General features: G+C 45.3%; 14 protein-coding genes. 13 read left to right on the top strand and 1 reads right to left on the bottom strand.

Annotated elements, in window-relative coordinates; all coding sequences use genetic code 11:
- Positions 1–275 precede the first annotated feature (275 nt).
- From hutI to ACIH2S_RS12370, 11 genes are all read left to right on the top strand, one after another.
- Positions 276–1,511, top strand: coding sequence for an imidazolonepropionase (gene hutI, locus ACIH2S_RS12420; protein WP_108478564.1), 1,236 nt, complete (start codon positions 276–278; stop codon positions 1,509–1,511).
- Between the two features lie 191 nt (positions 1,512–1,702).
- Positions 1,703–2,434, top strand: coding sequence for a histidine utilization repressor (gene hutC / locus ACIH2S_RS12415; protein WP_187129357.1), 732 nt, complete (start codon positions 1,703–1,705; stop codon positions 2,432–2,434).
- A 311-nt stretch (positions 2,435–2,745) separates the two neighbouring features.
- Positions 2,746–4,425: a urocanate hydratase gene (hutU, locus tag ACIH2S_RS12410; RefSeq protein WP_036949358.1), complete on the top strand. Its 1,680-nt coding sequence runs from the start codon at positions 2,746–2,748 to the stop codon at positions 4,423–4,425.
- A 12-nt stretch (positions 4,426–4,437) separates the two neighbouring features.
- Complete coding sequence (hutH, locus tag ACIH2S_RS12405) at positions 4,438–5,970, top strand: histidine ammonia-lyase (RefSeq protein ID WP_108478565.1); 1,533 nt, start codon at positions 4,438–4,440, stop codon at positions 5,968–5,970.
- Positions 5,971–6,085: 115 nt separating this feature from the next.
- Positions 6,086–7,474 carry an amino acid permease gene (locus ACIH2S_RS12400; protein WP_132495490.1) on the top strand — a complete coding sequence of 463 codons (1,389 nt, stop codon included), beginning with the start codon at positions 6,086–6,088 and terminating at the stop codon, positions 7,472–7,474.
- A 193-nt stretch (positions 7,475–7,667) separates the two neighbouring features.
- Positions 7,668–8,600 (top strand): 50S ribosomal protein L3 N(5)-glutamine methyltransferase, encoded by a 933-nt coding sequence (gene prmB, locus ACIH2S_RS12395; protein ID WP_108478567.1) that lies wholly within the window; start codon positions 7,668–7,670, stop codon positions 8,598–8,600.
- Positions 8,601–8,716: 116 nt separating this feature from the next.
- A complete protein-coding gene (aroC, locus tag ACIH2S_RS12390; RefSeq protein WP_132495488.1) occupies positions 8,717–9,805 on the top strand; it encodes a chorismate synthase in 1,089 nt (362 codons plus the stop codon).
- Between the two features lie 176 nt (positions 9,806–9,981).
- Complete coding sequence (locus tag ACIH2S_RS12385; protein WP_036949371.1) at positions 9,982–10,785, top strand: TSUP family transporter; 804 nt, start codon at positions 9,982–9,984, stop codon at positions 10,783–10,785.
- 17 nt (positions 10,786–10,802) lie between these two features.
- On the top strand, positions 10,803–11,351 hold the full coding sequence (locus ACIH2S_RS12380; RefSeq protein WP_036949374.1) for an elongation factor P hydroxylase: 549 nt from the start codon (positions 10,803–10,805) through the stop codon (positions 11,349–11,351).
- 30 nt (positions 11,352–11,381) lie between these two features.
- Positions 11,382–11,654 (top strand): YfcL family protein, encoded by a 273-nt coding sequence (locus ACIH2S_RS12375; RefSeq protein ID WP_430247509.1) that lies wholly within the window; start codon positions 11,382–11,384, stop codon positions 11,652–11,654.
- A 4-nt stretch (positions 11,655–11,658) separates the two neighbouring features.
- A complete protein-coding gene (locus ACIH2S_RS12370; RefSeq protein WP_430247507.1) occupies positions 11,659–12,192 on the top strand; it encodes a GNAT family N-acetyltransferase in 534 nt (177 codons plus the stop codon).
- 228 nt (positions 12,193–12,420) lie between these two features.
- Here the strand turns inward: ACIH2S_RS12370 and mnmC are convergent, their stop codons facing one another.
- Positions 12,421–14,451, bottom strand: a complete 2,031-nt coding sequence (mnmC, locus tag ACIH2S_RS12365) for a bifunctional tRNA (5-methylaminomethyl-2-thiouridine)(34)-methyltransferase MnmD/FAD-dependent 5-carboxymethylaminomethyl-2-thiouridine(34) oxidoreductase MnmC (RefSeq protein WP_430247506.1) — start codon at positions 14,449–14,451, stop codon at positions 12,421–12,423.
- Between the two features lie 201 nt (positions 14,452–14,652).
- Between mnmC and fabB the strand changes: the two genes are divergently transcribed.
- Positions 14,653–15,864, top strand: coding sequence for a beta-ketoacyl-ACP synthase I (gene fabB, locus ACIH2S_RS12360; RefSeq protein ID WP_108478571.1), 1,212 nt, complete (start codon positions 14,653–14,655; stop codon positions 15,862–15,864).
- Positions 15,865–16,025: 161 nt separating this feature from the next.
- On the top strand, positions 16,026–16,202 hold the full coding sequence (locus tag ACIH2S_RS12355; protein ID WP_154600210.1) for a hypothetical protein: 177 nt from the start codon (positions 16,026–16,028) through the stop codon (positions 16,200–16,202).
- Positions 16,203–16,289 lie beyond the last annotated feature (87 nt).

Here is a 16,289-nt window from a genome sequence, read left to right as displayed (position 1 = left end):
TATAAATCAATTGTTAATAAATGATGCTTTCTTGGATGGGCAAAACAGGATCCACAAAACGGATCCACAAAACGGATCGTAGTGTAACCCATTTTTCCCATGAACGGTTATCATAGAATATTTTTAGCGCTGCGTAACAAATTTATAACTTTTACGTGAGTAGACATTGACAACAGACCGATAAGTAGTCTAATTGTATATACATATCTATACGTTTATATCTGTACCTTTCATATGTGAAGCCGAATCGGGTTTCTGCTGCCATGGGATGATTTATGTTATTTAAAGCACACGCAAATGATGTGATCTGGCGTAACGGGCGGATCGCCACAATGAATAGTGAACTTGGAACGGCATACGGGTTACTGGAAAATTACGATTTAATCATTCGTGGTGAGCAGATCATTGCCATTCACCCAAGCAACCAAGTTGATGCCAACGGCTGCCACATTATCGATGTAGAAGGGCGCTTAATCACACCGGGACTGATTGATTGCCATACCCACTTAGTGTTTGGTGGTAACCGAGCCGCAGAGTGGGAACAACGTATGAATGGCGTCTCCTATGAAACAATTAGCGCACAAGGTGGCGGAATCAATTCCACCGTTCGCTCCACGCGAGCCATGAGTGAAGATGAGTTATTTGAGGTGTCAAAACCGCGTTTAGAGGCGTTGATCCGTGAAGGCGTCACCACCGTTGAAATGAAATCGGGTTATGGTTTAGATCTTGTCAATGAAGAGAAACAACTGTCAGTGGCAAAACGATTATTTGCAGCTTATCCGATCGACGTGAGCTCGACATTACTTTCCGCGCATACTGTTCCGCCAGAATATAAAGGTAAAGCTGACGATTATCTTGATCTTATTTGCGATGAAATTATACCGCAGCTATGGAAGAAAGGGCTATTTGATGCGGTGGATGTATTCTGTGAAAGTGTTGGCTTTTCTCTTAAACAAAGCGAGAAATTATTCTTAGCAGCGAAAAAACTAGGAATTCCCGTAAAAGGACATGTGGAGCAACTCTCTAATTTAGGGGGAAGCGAGCTGGTGGCAGAATTTAACGGGCTATCAGTCGACCACATTGAATATTTAGATCTCCAAGGTATTCAAGCCCTCAAGCGTAGTGGAACCGTGGCAGTATTATTACCCGGAGCGTTCTATTTTTTACGTGAAACCAAATTACCACCAATTGAATTATTGCGTGAAAACCAAGTACCTATGGCCATCTCCACGGATTTCAATCCAGGTACCAGCCCATTTGCCTCACTGCGTATGGTGATGAATATGGCGGCGGTATTATTTAGATTAACCCCTGAAGAAATTTGGGCTGGTGTAACACGTCACGCGGCGAAAGCATTAGGGCGAGAACACAGTCTTGGGCAATTACGCGTCGGCTATCAAGCTAACTTTGTGGTATGGGATGCCAAGGATCCGGTAGAAATGATTTATGAACAGGGCAGCAATCCATTAAATCAGCGTGTTTATCAAGGAAAAGTCACCCATAAAAATTAATGGTTTATTTTAGTTAAAATAGAAAAAGCGTTTCTGTTTTTCAGGTTATAATATTATTTGCTCATAAAATTCTGATGTATTCATAAAGTTCTGATTGCTGCCTAGGAATATCACCTCCACTATAGGCAGTAATTATTTTGATTGATTTTCAATGTTGACGACTCACACACATTACTTATTTGGAAATAAACGTGACAGCCGAAAAAAAACCGAAGCTGAAAACTCCTGTTCCATTGTATTTGCAAGTTAAGCAGTCAATTATTGAAAAAATACAAGCAGGAGAGTGGCAAGCCAACGACCGTGTGCCTTCAGAAGCCGAGTTAGTTGTGCAGTTTGATTGTAGCCGAATGACGGCAAACCGAGCCTTACGGGAGCTTACCGCTGAAGGGTTATTGGTGCGTCTTCAAGGGGTTGGCACCTTTGTTGCCGAACCTAAAGGGCAATCCGCTTTGTTTGAAATCCACAGCATTGAAGATGAGATCCTCGCCAGAAATCATCAATACAGCTGCAAAATTAACAAGTTAGAGAAAGTCAGTGCATCAGTCACACTGGCAAAAGAGTTAAATATTTCCCCAGAAACGCCGGTTTATCATTCCGTGATTGTCCATTTGGAGAATGATATTCCTGTGCAAATTGAAGATCGTTTTGTGAATGCGCTGGCAGCACCGGATTATCTGGAACAAGACTTTCTGACCATCACTCCCCACGATTATTTATCCCGTGTTGCGCCGTTGACTCAGGGTGAGCATATTGTTGAAGCGGTAGAGGCGGATGACCGCAGTGCTCGGCTTTTGCAAGTGCATGTGGGCGCATCCTGCCTGCAAATTACCCGCCGAACATGGTCACAAAGCCATATCGTGACCAGTACGAAGTTATTGTTTCCCGGTCATCGATATAAACTGAAAGGCAGTTTTTCTTCCTAGTGGTATGAAATAAGACCATTCCGTCGACATGAGCGCAGCCATTATGGCTGTGCTGACCTCTATCATCCCTAAGATAAATGTAAAATAACTGTGAACTAAATGTGATCTGGTAGGCAGATTTAGAATAAAAAAACATCAGTAAAATCAAAGGGTGTTTTTTTATTTCATTGTTTTTAATGAATAATATTTTTCGTTAGAGTCTGTTTTAGTCATCACAATTGTTAAAAAATAAATTGATTGTACATGTATATACAACTATATCTATAAGGAGACGCAATAAGTCAAACACGCATCTAAGTGAGGGTATATTCGTGACAAAGTTAAATAACAAATATCGTAATATTGAAATTCGAGCACCTCGTGGAACGACCTTAACAGCTAAAAGTTGGCTGACAGAAGCACCACTGCGCATGTTGATGAACAACCTCGATCCTGACGTGGCAGAAAATCCCCATGAGCTTGTGGTTTATGGTGGGATTGGTCGCGCAGCCCGTAACTGGCAATGCTATGACCAAATTATTGAATCCCTGAAACAGCTAGATAGCGACGAAACTCTGCTGGTGCAATCAGGGAAACCTGTCGGCGTATTCAAAACCCATGAAAATGCCCCCCGTGTATTAATCGCTAACTCTAACCTTGTACCGCATTGGGCGAATTGGGAGCATTTCAACGAGTTGGATGCAAAAGGCTTAGCCATGTATGGTCAAATGACCGCTGGAAGCTGGATTTATATTGGTAGCCAAGGGATTGTGCAAGGTACCTATGAAACCTTCGTTGAAGCGGGGCGCCAACATTACAATGGCGATCTTACAGGGCGTTGGGTATTAACAGCAGGTCTAGGTGGAATGGGGGGCGCACAGCCATTAGCGGCTACATTAGCAGGAGCTTGCTCATTAAATATTGAGTGCCAGCAAAGCCGTATCGATTTCCGTTTAAGAACCCGTTATGTTGATGAACAAGCCACTGATCTGGATGACGCATTAGCGCGCATCAAAAAGTACACATCAGAAGGCAAAGCCGTTTCTATAGCACTATGTGCTAACGCGGCTGAAGTTTTACCTGAAATGGTTCGTCGTGGCATTAAGCCAGACATGGTTACCGACCAAACCAGTGCCCATGATCCGCTCAATGGGTACCTGCCGATTGGTATGAGCTGGGATGAGTACCGCGAAAAGAGTGTGAAAGACCCGCAAGGTACTGCGCTGGCGGCGAAAAAATCCATGGCAGAACATGTGAAAGCGATGTTGGCTTTCCAAGCCCAAGGTATTCCAACATTCGATTACGGTAACAATATTCGTCAAATGGCGTTGGAAATGGGTGTTGAACATGCATTTGATTTCCCTGGATTTGTTCCAGCCTATATTCGCCCACTATTTTGCCGCGGTGTTGGTCCATTCCGTTGGGTGGCGTTATCAGGGGATCCTGAAGATATCTATAAAACAGATGCCAAAGTGAAAGAATTACTGCCAGACGATAAACATCTGCATCGTTGGCTGGACATGGCGCGTGAGCGTATTAGTTTCCAAGGCTTACCAGCACGTATTTGCTGGGTTGGTTTGGGGGATCGTGCCAAGTTAGGTTTAGCGTTCAATGAAATGGTCAGAAGTGGCGAGGTCTCTGCACCGATTGTTATTGGTCGTGACCATTTAGATTCAGGCTCGGTAGCGAGTCCAAACCGTGAAACTGAAGCGATGAAAGATGGCTCGGATGCGGTGTCTGATTGGCCGTTACTCAACGCGCTATTAAATACGGCGAGCGGCGCGACATGGGTGTCATTACACCATGGTGGCGGTGTTGGAATGGGCTTCTCTCAACATTCTGGCGTAGTGATTGTCTGCGATGGTACAGATGCAGCGGCGGAGCGTATTGCTCGCGTACTGCACAATGACCCAGCGACAGGGGTGATGCGCCACGCGGATGCGGGCTATGACATCGCTATCGAATGCGCTAAAGAGAAAAACTTAAACCTACCTATGCTAAAAACACGTTAAGGAGTGCCATTGATGACTAAATTAACTATCCATCCAGGGAAAATGACACTCGACGAATTACGCGTTGTTTTCCAAAAACCAGTGACTGTTGTGTTAGATAAACATGCCCACAGCGTCATTGCCAAAAGCGTTGCGACCGTAAATCAAATTATTGCGGAAGATAAAACCGCGTATGGCATCAATACTGGGTTTGGTTTACTTGCTAACACCCGTATTGCCAGCAAAGATCTGCAATCTTTACAGCGCTCTATTGTGATGTCCCATGCGGCTGGTGTTGGCGAGCCACTGGACGATGATCTGGTTCGCTTGATTATGGTATTAAAGATAAACAGCCTTGCGCGTGGTTTCTCAGGCATTCGCTTAGAAGTGATTGAAGCGCTGATTGCACTGGTTAACGCACAAGTCTACCCATATATTCCTGCAAAAGGGTCAGTGGGCGCATCGGGTGACTTAGCACCGCTAGCACATATGAGCTTAATTCTGATTGGTGAAGGGCAGGCGCGCTTTGAAGGTCAATGGCTACCTGCGAAAAAAGCGTTAGAAAAAGCGGGCTTGAAACCATTAACTCTGGAAGCTAAAGAAGGTTTGGCACTCCTGAACGGTACTCAAACCTCAACCGCGTTTGCGTTAAAAGGCTTGTTTGCGGCGGAAAATCTGCTGTTATCCGGCATTGTGTGTGGGGCGTTAAGCGTAGAAGCGACATTAGGCTCTCGCAAGCCATTTGATGCGCGAGTCCAAGAAGTTCGTGGTCAAAAAGGTCAAATCGATGTGGCTGCGCTGTTCCGCGATGTGTTATCGCCAACCAGCGAACTGTCCCAATCTCACGCAAATTGTTCTAAAGTCCAAGACCCGTATTCATTACGCTGTCAGCCTCAAGTGATGGGCGCGTGTTTAACGCAAATCCGTCAAGCGGCAGAAGTTATTTTAATTGAATCTAATGCGGTATCCGATAACCCGCTGGTGTTTACCGATAATGGCGACATTATTTCTGGTGGTAACTTCCATGCGGAGCCAGTTGCTATGGCGTCGGACAATATCGCGCTGGCATTAGCCGAAATAGGTGCATTATCAGAGCGACGCATTGCGATGTTGATGGACACGCACATGTCCCAATTACCGCCATTCTTAGTTAACAATGGTGGCGTGAACTCCGGCTTTATGATTGCACAGGTGACGGCAGCAGCATTAGCCAGTGAAAACAAAGCATTAGCGCATCCATCTAGCGTGGATAGCTTACCAACATCCGCCAACCAAGAAGACCACGTTTCCATGGCACCAGCAGCAGGTCGCCGTTTATGGGAAATGGCGAAAAACGTGACAGGCATTTTAGCCATTGAATGGTTATCTGCGTGTCAGGGAATGGATTTCCGCGACGGTTTGAAATCGAGCGAAAAACTGGAAAAAGCCCGTAAAACCCTGCGTGATAAAGTCGCGTATTACGATAAAGACCGTTATTTCGCACCGGATATCGAGGCGGCTATCTCGCTTATTGATCAACATAAACTTGCCACGTTGTTTGCAGCAAACTCGGTTTTTCATTCATAAAAACTTGTCGTTCATATACCGATAGTTCCTATAAGTAAGTGTTTTAGAAGCAGCCGACTATGTATCGGCTGCGAATTCTCTTCGAAACGACTGATAAAAATACGAAGGACACAACATGCAAAGCACATCACAACTTGCGCGTGGGCTTTCTGCGCGCCACATCCGATTTATGGCCCTCGGTTCAGCAATAGGAACGGGGTTATTTTATGGTTCAGCCAAAGCCATTGAAACTGCCGGTCCGGCCGTTTTACTGGCTTATATTATTGGGGGCGCCGCTGTTTTTATGGTGATGCGTGCTCTTGGTGAAATGGCGGTTCGTAGCCCATTGGCAGGATCATTCTCCCAATATGCTAGCCACTATTTAGGTCCGCGAGCGGGCTTTTTCACAGGTTGGACGTATGTTTTTGAAATGCTCATTGTCTGCTTGGCTGACGTGACGGCATTTGGGGTCTATATGAAATTATGGTTCCCTGATGTGGCTCAGTGGATTTGGGTGCTCAGTATTATCTGTTTTATCGGTGCCATTAACCTGTGCCACGTCAAAACATTCGGCGAAATGGAATTTTGGTTGTCGATAGTGAAAGTGGGGGCGATTGTCGCGATGATCGTCGGTGGCGCTGCCATTATGATGTTTGGCTTCGGTCAAGCCTCTGAACATGCGGTTGGGGTATCAAACCTATTTGACCATGGTGGGTTTATGCCAAATGGCATAGGCGGGGTCATCGCCTCATTTGCCGTGGTCATGTTCGCCTTTGGGGGAATTGAAGTCATCGGGATCACGGCGAGCGAAGCCAAAAACCCAGAAGTGACTATTCCTAAAGCCATTAATGCGGTGCCTGTACGTATCTTACTGTTCTACGTATTAACGTTGTTTGTACTGATGTGCATCTACCCATGGAATCAAATTGGCCAAAATGGCAGCCCGTTTGTGCAGATTTTTGATAGTTTAGGCATTTCAGCTGCGGCAAATATCTTGAACGTGGTGGTGATCACCGCCGCCATCTCGGCAATTAATAGTGATATTTTTGGTGCCGGTCGCATGATGTACGGCATGGCTCATGAAGGGCAGGCGCCTAAATCATTCACTAAGTTAACCAAAAATGGGGTGCCATGGATGACGGTGTTAGTCATGGTGCTGGTACTGTTTATTGGTGTGGTACTGAACTATCTGATCCCTGAAGATGTGTTCTTAGTGATCGCTTCGATTGCCACGTTTGCCACGATTTGGGTCTGGTTCATGATTTTACTGGCACAATTTGCGATGCGCCGTAAGATGACGCCAGAGCAAGTTCAGCAATTGAAATTCCCAGTACCGATGTGGCCAGTTGCGCCTATCCTTGCAATTGCCTTTATGGTGTTTATTTTCGGTGTATTAGGTTATTTCGAAAGTACTCGAATTGCGCTGTATGTGGGGATCGGTTGGTTGTTGTTACTCACTATTGCTTACGCGGTATGGGTGAAAAAACCGGAAGAAACCGAGAAAGAAGTCGAAGAATTAGCGTAACGTTTTTAATATCATGATAAACACTGCGCCCTTGATGAAAATCCGGGGCGCGGTTATTTTTAGCGCCAAAATGCGCAAACAAGTGCTTATCTGCGTATTTTCTTACATTAATCTGCTGATTTGTCTTTCACTTCGTGGCAAACTTTAGCCATTCAAATTTTCCCTTTTAATCCACAGGCAGGAGAATCCCTTCTTGGAAAAGATCTTCGTTGATGAAGCCGTCGCAGAACTTCATACCATTCAAGACATTTTACGTTGGACCATGAGCCGCTTTAATGCTGCCAATATCTATTATGGTCACGGCACCGATAACCCATGGGATGAAGCTTTACAGTTAGTTTTGCCAAGCCTGTATTTACCGCTGGATTTACCGGATGAGCTACTAACTTCGCGCCTGACTCCAACGGAGCGTCACCGCATTATTGAGCGCGTATTACGCCGTATCAATGACCGTATTCCAGTTGCCTATCTGACTAACAGTTCGTGGTTCTGTGGACATGAATTCTATGTGGATGAGCGAGTGCTGATCCCGCGTTCGCCAATTGGTGAGCTGATTAACAACCATTTTGTGGGTTTATTATCTGATGAACCACAAACCATCCTTGACCTGTGTACGGGAAGTGGCTGCATTGCGATTGCCTGCGCCCATGAATTCCCTGAAGCTGAAGTGGATGCCGTGGATATCTCTACGGATGTCTTGGCTGTGACTGAGCAAAACATTGCGAATCATGGTTTAGAGCACCGTGTGATCCCAATTCGTTCTGATTTATTCAGAGATATGCCAGACGTTAAATATGACCTGATTGTCACCAATCCGCCGTATGTGGATGCCGAAGATATGGACGATCTGCCACAAGAGTTCCGTGTCGAGCCTGAGCTGGCGTTGGCGGCTGGTAGCGATGGTCTGAAACTGGTTCGCCGCATTCTCGCTAACGCTCCGCGCTTCTTAACTGAAGAGGGGATTTTGGTGTGCGAAGTGGGTAACAGCATGGTGCATCTGATTGACCAATATCCAGATATTCCATTTATCTGGTTAGATTTCGAATTTGGTGGTGACGGCGTGTTTATGTTAACCCGTGAACAGTTGGTGGAACATCACGAGCACTTTGATCTTTATATTGATTAATATATTAATTAATAAAGAGTTGCGTTACTCGGCATAATCAAATAAAACATAATAGTTACGCATAACATCATATTTCTTAACAAGTATAAGAATCGCAAGCAAATAGGAAACAGGGAATGGCTGGAAATTCAATTGGGCAACTGTTTCGTGTGACCACTTTTGGAGAGTCACACGGGCTAGCATTAGGCTGCATCGTTGACGGTGTTCCGCCGGGATTAGCGCTGACAGAAGCAGATTTACAAATCGACTTAGACCGCCGTCGTCCAGGCACATCGCGCTATACCACTGCGCGCCGTGAACCTGACCAAGTGAAAATCCTATCGGGGGTTTTTAACGGTGTGACGACAGGCACCAGTATCGGTTTATTAATTGAAAATACCGATCAACGTTCCCAAGATTATGGTGCGATTAAAGACGTGTTCCGCCCAGGGCACGCCGATTACACATATGAACAGAAATATGGTCTGCGCGATTATCGCGGTGGCGGTCGTTCATCCGCCCGTGAAACCGCGATGCGTGTTGCTGCGGGGGCGATTGCCAAGAAATACTTGCAAGAAAAATTTGGCATTCAAATTCGTGCATGTCTGACCCAAATGGGCAGCGTAGAGTGTGAAATTAAAGATTGGTCGATTGTCGAAGAAAACCCATTCTTCTGCCCTGATCCAAGCAAATTGGATGCCCTTGATGAGCTGTTACGTGGCTTGAAAAAAGAGGGTGATTCCATTGGTGCGAAAGTCACCGTTGTGGCTGAGAACGTTCCCGCGGGTTTAGGCGAGCCAGTTTTTGACCGCTTAGATGCCGACATCGCCCATGCGCTGATGAGCATTAATGCAGTAAAAGGCGTTGAAATTGGCGATGGTTTCGGTGTGGTGAGCTTAAAAGGCAGTGAAAACCGCGATGAAATCACCCGCCACGGTTTTACATCTAACCACGCAGGCGGAATTTTAGGGGGCATTAGCAGCAGCCAGCCGATTATTGCCCATATCGCCATGAAACCGACCTCTAGCATTACCGTTTCAGGAAAAACCTTGAATCGTGATGGTGAAGAGGTTGAGATGATCACCAAAGGTCGCCATGACCCTTGTGTGGGCATTCGCGCGGTGCCTATCGCGGAAGCCATGATGGCGATTGTGCTGATGGATCACTTTTTGCGTCACCGTGGGCAATGTGCGGATGTTGTGCCAGCAATGGCGCCATTCGAATAAGTCATTGACGTTTTTCAGTGGATATTCTTGCTTGGCAAGGGTATCCACTGTGAGTTAAAGGTTAGGATGAAACCTCGATTATAATCCATCCGGGCTGTGATATTGCTTAACTTTCAATAAGATAACCAATAAATAACAAATCTGCATCGTGATAGTTTACTTATCTGGAATGTGAAATGGATTGGCTTACCGCCGTTGCGCCTGAAGTTTACGCTCTGCTGTTTTTTGTCGCTCTACTTGCTGGTTTTATTGACTCTATCGCTGGGGGCGGTGGTTTACTGACGATTCCTGCGCTGCTTTCTGTGGGGATCACCCCTGTCGAAACCTTGGCGACCAATAAATTACAAGCCATTGGCGGTTCATTCTCTGCCACACTCTATTTTGCAAGACGTAAAGCCATTAATTTGCGAGAGCAAATTTTCCCGGTGGTCATGACCATAATAGGGGCAATGCTCGGGGCAATTTTAATTCAATCCATCGATACCGCATTTTTGAAACAGCTGTTGCCAGTAATGGTCATCTGTGTCGGTCTCTATTTCTTACTCACACCCTCTTTGGGTGTGCAAGATAGACCTCAGCGCGTCAGCATGCCAATCTTTGGGGTTGCTGCGGGGATGAGTATCGGCTTTTATGATGGGGCATTTGGTCCAGGAACTGGCTCATTTTTAGCGCTCGCTTATGTCCTGCTATTAGGGTATAACCTCGCCAAAGCTACCGCCCATGCTAAATTGTTAAATTTCGCCTCCAATTTCGGATCTTTGATCTTTTTTATTATCGGAGGTCATGTTCTTTGGGTGCTCGGTTTTGTTATGCTTGCCGGCCAAATGGTTGGTGCGAGACTTGGCGCTCGCTTAGTGTTAACCAAAGGACAAAAACTTATCAGGCCGATGATCGTCGTGATTTCACTCTTAATGAGTATTAAGCTGTTAAATGACAGCCACGGTGACGATATTAAAGCTTGGTTTCTCACATTATTTTAAGATGATTTAAGCGTTCCATGACCCAACATCATTATCAGCAACTTATTGATATTTTCGAACAGTGTTTCGGCGAAGAGTACAATACCAAATTGGTAAAAGGGGACGACGAGCCTGTCTATTTACCTGCCGATGACACCACACCATACAACCAAATTGTGTTTGCACATGGCTTTTTTACCAGTGCACTCCATGAAATTTCTCACTGGTGCATTGCGGGGGAAAAACGCCGCCAGCAAGTGGATTACGGTTATTGGTACTGCCCAGATGGTCGCGATGAAAAAACTCAGTGTGACTTTGAAGTGGTCGAAATCAAACCTCAAGCATTGGATTGGTTTTTCTGTGTGGCAACAGGTATCCCATTTAATGTGAGTTGTGACAACTTGGAAGGGGATTTTGAACCTGACCGTATTGCCTTTATGCGCAAAGTGCATGGTCAAGTGATGGAGTACCTTGAAAAAGGTATTCCAGAGAGACCACTGCGCTTTATTAATGCGTTACAATCGTTTTACAATACACCCCCACTTTGCGCGGAACTGTTTCCTTATCCGGAAGATATTTTCGCCTAATAGAATCACTCACTACAGTAAGGATTAAGCATGCTTGCGGATTTTGAAACACGCATACTGACAAAAATTGATGATATGGTTGAACACGCCAGCGATGATGAGCTGTTTGCTGGTGGCTATCTGCGTGGTCACTTAACCCTTGGTGTAGCAGAGCTGGAAGAAGAGAACGAAACCAGTGTTGATGCACTGTATCAGCGCGTTGAGCTGAGTATCCAAAACGCCATCAAAGCAGGTGAATTGACCCCGCCAGACCAAATTTTGGTGCTGGGCATGTGGAAAACATTGTTAGATACCGTGCGTTAGTTTTATGGACTCTATTGACCGCATGTATTCTATTCGATTAGCAACCCATGAAGATGCCCAATTTTTACCTGAGGTAGAAGCGTCTGCGGGGCAGGCTTTTGCTGGGCATTCGAAGTTTGATTGGATTGCCCAAGGTGAAGTTCAACCGGAAGAAAACCATATTGAGTGTATTGCGAATGGCTTAGAGTGGCTCGCTGTGGATAATCATGATCAGCCTGTTGGCTTTATTATGGCGGAGCATTTGAGCGATAGCCTGCATATTGTGGAGCTTTCAGTTCAGCAGTCAGCGCAAGGGCAGGGCTTAGGTAAGCGGCTTATTCAGCAGGTTATTGAGTTCGCTCAGTCCCAACAGATTGGTCAGGTTACACTAACCACATTTCGTGATATTCCGTGGAATGCGCCGTATTATCAGCGCCTTGGTTTTTCGATAATGGAAGAGGCGCAATTGACGCGCGAATTACAAGATATCTTGCAACACGAAGTGGATGCAGGGTTTCAAAGCATTGATCGCTGCGCCATGCAGTTGAGCGTGAATTAATCTCAATATTACTTCGTTCTAAGGGCTTCCAAATGGAAGCCCTTGAGGTTGATGACAAAGAGGGATAAAAGCGTGGTTTTTCCCTCTTTGTGATATCAGGCGAAAATCAATAAATTGATTTTCCTCGTTAATTTTACAACCCAAAAGAGCCATTTCCAAACCTGATGGGTTTGTCAATGGTCTGAGGGCTTCCAAATGGAAGCCCTTTTTCGTTTATGCGTCTTTTGTTTACGCCTCTTTTGTCGTGATTGGACGTCCCGTCAGCAGTTTTCTTACCCAAAAACGATTTGGATGTAATGCAGCAAGTACGTCATCGTCAGCAGGCATCGGCTCGTCAAAAATTTGTGCGGCTAATATTTCAGCGCAAAGTGGTGCAGTGGAAAGCCCTCGTGCTCCTAATGCGCCGAACACAAATAGGTTAGGATAGGCTGGAGAGGGTTCAACAGGTTGTTGACGGTGAAGTTGTTCGGGTAAATTCGCATATTGCTGCATCAGGGCATCGAAGTCAGGGACATTACCAAGTAACGGCATATGGTCGCGGATTACGCAGCGGATCCCTTGGCGTGATTGTTGACCAGAGATATCCACCTGCGACGTCCAGTCCACATCCGGTAGGCTGGTGAGCAGCTTTTGCAGATTTTCTTGCTGCTCTTCCTCGGAGTATTCAAGGCTCAAAATATCTCGTTGATAGCTAGCTCCCAAGCAGTGATGCTGGTTTGTAGCATCTTCTGGTGTCATATAACCTTCGAAGCACAGCACAGTTTTTAATTGCTGCAACGTAGGGTTAGTCGGAATGTGGCTGACTTGCCCGCGCACAGGCGTGATAGGCAAGTTTTTTGTTTGCTCAAACTGATTCAATAAATGACCATTGGCAATCACCACGGTTTGATGATGGGCTTTTTTCTGGTTATTGAGTGTCAGCGCCCAATCTTCCCCTGAGCGCTGTAAGTCGGTGACTGACAGACCAAAGTGGAAATTAACGCCTTCTTCAGCGAGTTTTTGCGCTAAGCTTTCGCATAATTGCGCAGGACAGAGCCAGCCACCAGTGGGGTAATAAATACCTCGATGGTTGACATCCACACCACTAAGTTCACTGAGTTGTTGCCTATCTTTACCAACGGCAAATTCTTCTGGCCAGTCAGTTTGCAGCATGTTGTCGATTTTTTTTGTGGATTTAGGGTTATACGCCATTTGGCTTACCCCGCACCATTGCCCATTAAATTCGATACCTTGCGTACTAAGTTGCTGATAAAAACGAGTTGCAAACGGGAAACCACTGACAAAAAAGCGTTCTAAAGCATTATCGTTCCCGGTTAAGAGAGGGTAGACTGCGCCTTGACGGTTTCCAGATGCGTTTTGCGCGACATGCTGGTCTTGACAATAAATCGTGACATTCGCCCCGCGTTTTTTGAGTGAATTGGCTAAGGCGAGGCTGGCAATTCCACCGCCAATAATCGCGATATCATCAGTATGAGATGCGGGTTGACGCGCAAACCAAGGCGCCATCGGGCGAGTCAGATTATTTTCTAGTACTCCCGTCAGCATTTGACGCTTTTGACCAAATCCTTTGGTCTTCATGATAGTAAAGCCCGCTTGTTGTAATCCACGTTTGACAAATCCGGCTACCGTAAAGGTGGCAAATGTACCGCCTTTACGCGCAAATTTTGCCATTGCAGCGAACAACTGTTCGCTCCACATTTGCGGATTTTTGGACGGTGCAAAACCATCCAAAAACCACGCATCTATCTTATTGTTTAAATTGTCATTAAGTATGGATACTTGCGTATTTACATCACCAATCCATAAATCGAGGGTGATTGCGCCATTTTCTAATATAATTCGATGGTTACCGGGTAGGGCGGGTGGCCACTGTTCACACAATTGCTCTGAGAGCTCAGCTAATTCAGGCCAACAACGGTGCGCGGCGATCAAATCGGCTTTTGATAACGGGTATTTTTCAAAGCTAATAAAATGTAATCGTTGTAATTTTGCATTGGGATTTTCGGTTTTGAATTGATTGAAAACCTGCCATAAAGCGAGAAAATTCAATCCGGTACCAAATCCTGTCTCGGCAATCACACAAGTTTCATCTTGGTGTGTTAGAAATCGCTGTGGAAAATGGTTTCCCTGCAAAAACACATGGCGACTCTCTTCTAAGCCATTTTGGTTAGAAAAATAGATGTCTTCAAACTGTTCTGAAATCGGTGTGCCTTCCTCATTCCAACTGAGGTGAGCGGTTTGTACAGCTGTCTTTTTCACGTTTAAGCCCGTTATTGCAAAATCATATTCAAATTCTAACGCTGATATCACTGTAAGGCTACCGTCACATAAAAGCCTTATTTGTGTCATGATAAAAAAAATACAAATATTTACCCTGATCGGACTTGTTCAGCGTACAAGTGTAAGCTAAAGTGACACCTGTAATCCCGTAATCATATAATTATAGACATGAGGTAACGAATGAAGCGTGCAGTCATAACTGGCCTAGGTATTGTTTCCAGCATTGGTAATAACCAGGAAGAAGTACTGGCTTCTCTGAAGGAAGGTCGTTCCGGGATCACTTTCTCAGAAGAATTTAAAGAGGCAGGGCTGCGTAGCCATGTCTGGGGTGATGTAAAGCTGGATACTGAAGGTCTGATTGACCGTAAAGTCCGCCGTTTCATGAGTGATTGCTCTGTCTATGCTTACCTGTCAATGGAACAGGCGATTAAAGATTCAGGTTTAGCGGAAGACCAAGTGTCTAACCTGCGTACGGGTGTTGTTGTTGGTTCTGGTGGTGGTTCACCGCGTAACCAAGTCGCTGGCTCTGACGGTATGCGTGCAAAAGGTCTGCGTGGTGTGGGTCCATATATGGTGACTCGTGCAATGGCTTCCGGTATTTCTGCTTGCTTAGCAACGCCGTTCAAAATCAAAGGCGTTAACTACTCAATCAGCTCTGCATGTTCAACGTCTGCACACTGTATCGGTCACGCGGTTGAACTGATCCAACTGGGCAAACAAGATGTTGTGTTTGCTGGTGGTGGTGAAGAACTGAGCTGGGAAATGACCTGTGAGTTCGATGCAATGGGTGCGTTGTCGACTAAGTACAACGAAACCCCATCAAAAGCATCAAGAACTTATGACCAAGACCGTGATGGTTTTGTTATTGCAGGCGGTGGCGGTATCGTCGTCGTTGAAGAGTTAGAGCATGCATTAGCACGTGGTGCACACATTTACGCAGAAGTGGTTGGCTACGGTGCAACCTCTGACGGAGCTGACATGGTGGCGCCATCGGGTGAAGGTGCAGTGCGTTGTATGCAAATGGCAATGCACGGTGTTGATAAAATCGATTACATCAACACTCATGGTACTTCAACGCCAGTCGGGGATACTAAAGAGTTAGAAGCTATCCAAGAAGTGTTTGGTCATGATTGCCCAGCACTTTCTGCAACCAAAGCGATGACAGGTCACTCTTTAGGTGCAGCAGGCGTTCAAGAAGCGATTTATAGCTTGCTGATGTTAGAGCATGGCTTTATCGCACCAAGCATCAACGTTGAGAATTTAGATGAGAAAGCGAAAGGCTTGAACATCATCACCAAACCAACTGAACAAGCACTGAATACAGTGATGTCTAACAGCTTCGGTTTCGGTGGTACTAACGCAACGTTAGTGATGAGCAAATACAAAGCGTAAGTTTCTTCACTGAAATGCACAAAATAGAAAGCGAGGGCCAAGGCTCTCGCTTTTTTTATGACTCAATTATTGCCGCCACCATAATCATCATTTTATTAAATTACCGTAATGAAAATAGTGCCATGATATTTGCTCTATTAATGTATCAATAAGGAGTTAATATGGATTTCACACGGTGTAAGATTTGGAAAAATGATTTAAAACTTTTGGGTAATGCACTAATTAAAAGTATTAAGGGGCTGTTTCCTGCCAAAGTTAAGCGTGCATTTAATACTAATATCATGTATCCACTTTTTGGAAAGCAAGAAGAAAAGACGATGTTTCCGCGCCACGGCTAAAATATGTTTATATTGGCAAAAACGCAGATAATAAAAACGTTGTTTCGCTGAGTTACACGTAGTATCCCTTTTATTAATCAAAAAGTT

It is taken from the genome of Providencia lanzhouensis (genome assembly GCF_050469745.1).
Taxonomy (GTDB): Bacteria; Pseudomonadota; Gammaproteobacteria; order Enterobacterales; family Enterobacteriaceae; genus Providencia; species Providencia lanzhouensis.
The sequence above is the reverse complement of the archived record's forward strand: the minus strand, read 5'-3'. Positions and strand labels throughout refer to the sequence as shown.

Excerpts from the sequence above, each read along its gene's own strand:
- hutI (WP_108478564.1), top strand. The coding sequence starts at position 276 with ATGTTATTTAAAGCACACGCAAATGATGTGATCTGGCGTAACGGGCGG.
- hutH (WP_108478565.1), top strand. The coding sequence starts at position 4,438 with ATGACTAAATTAACTATCCATCCAGGGAAAATGACACTCGACGAATTA.
- ACIH2S_RS12400 (WP_132495490.1), top strand. The coding sequence starts at position 6,086 with ATGCAAAGCACATCACAACTTGCGCGTGGGCTTTCTGCGCGCCACATC.
- aroC (WP_132495488.1), top strand. The coding sequence starts at position 8,717 with ATGGCTGGAAATTCAATTGGGCAACTGTTTCGTGTGACCACTTTTGGA.
- ACIH2S_RS12385 (WP_036949371.1), top strand. The coding sequence starts at position 9,982 with ATGGATTGGCTTACCGCCGTTGCGCCTGAAGTTTACGCTCTGCTGTTT.
- ACIH2S_RS12380 (WP_036949374.1), top strand. The coding sequence starts at position 10,803 with ATGACCCAACATCATTATCAGCAACTTATTGATATTTTCGAACAGTGT.
- ACIH2S_RS12375 (WP_430247509.1), top strand. The coding sequence starts at position 11,382 with ATGCTTGCGGATTTTGAAACACGCATACTGACAAAAATTGATGATATG.
- ACIH2S_RS12370 (WP_430247507.1), top strand. The coding sequence starts at position 11,659 with ATGGACTCTATTGACCGCATGTATTCTATTCGATTAGCAACCCATGAA.
- fabB (WP_108478571.1), top strand. The coding sequence starts at position 14,653 with ATGAAGCGTGCAGTCATAACTGGCCTAGGTATTGTTTCCAGCATTGGT.
- ACIH2S_RS12355 (WP_154600210.1), top strand. The coding sequence starts at position 16,026 with ATGGATTTCACACGGTGTAAGATTTGGAAAAATGATTTAAAACTTTTG.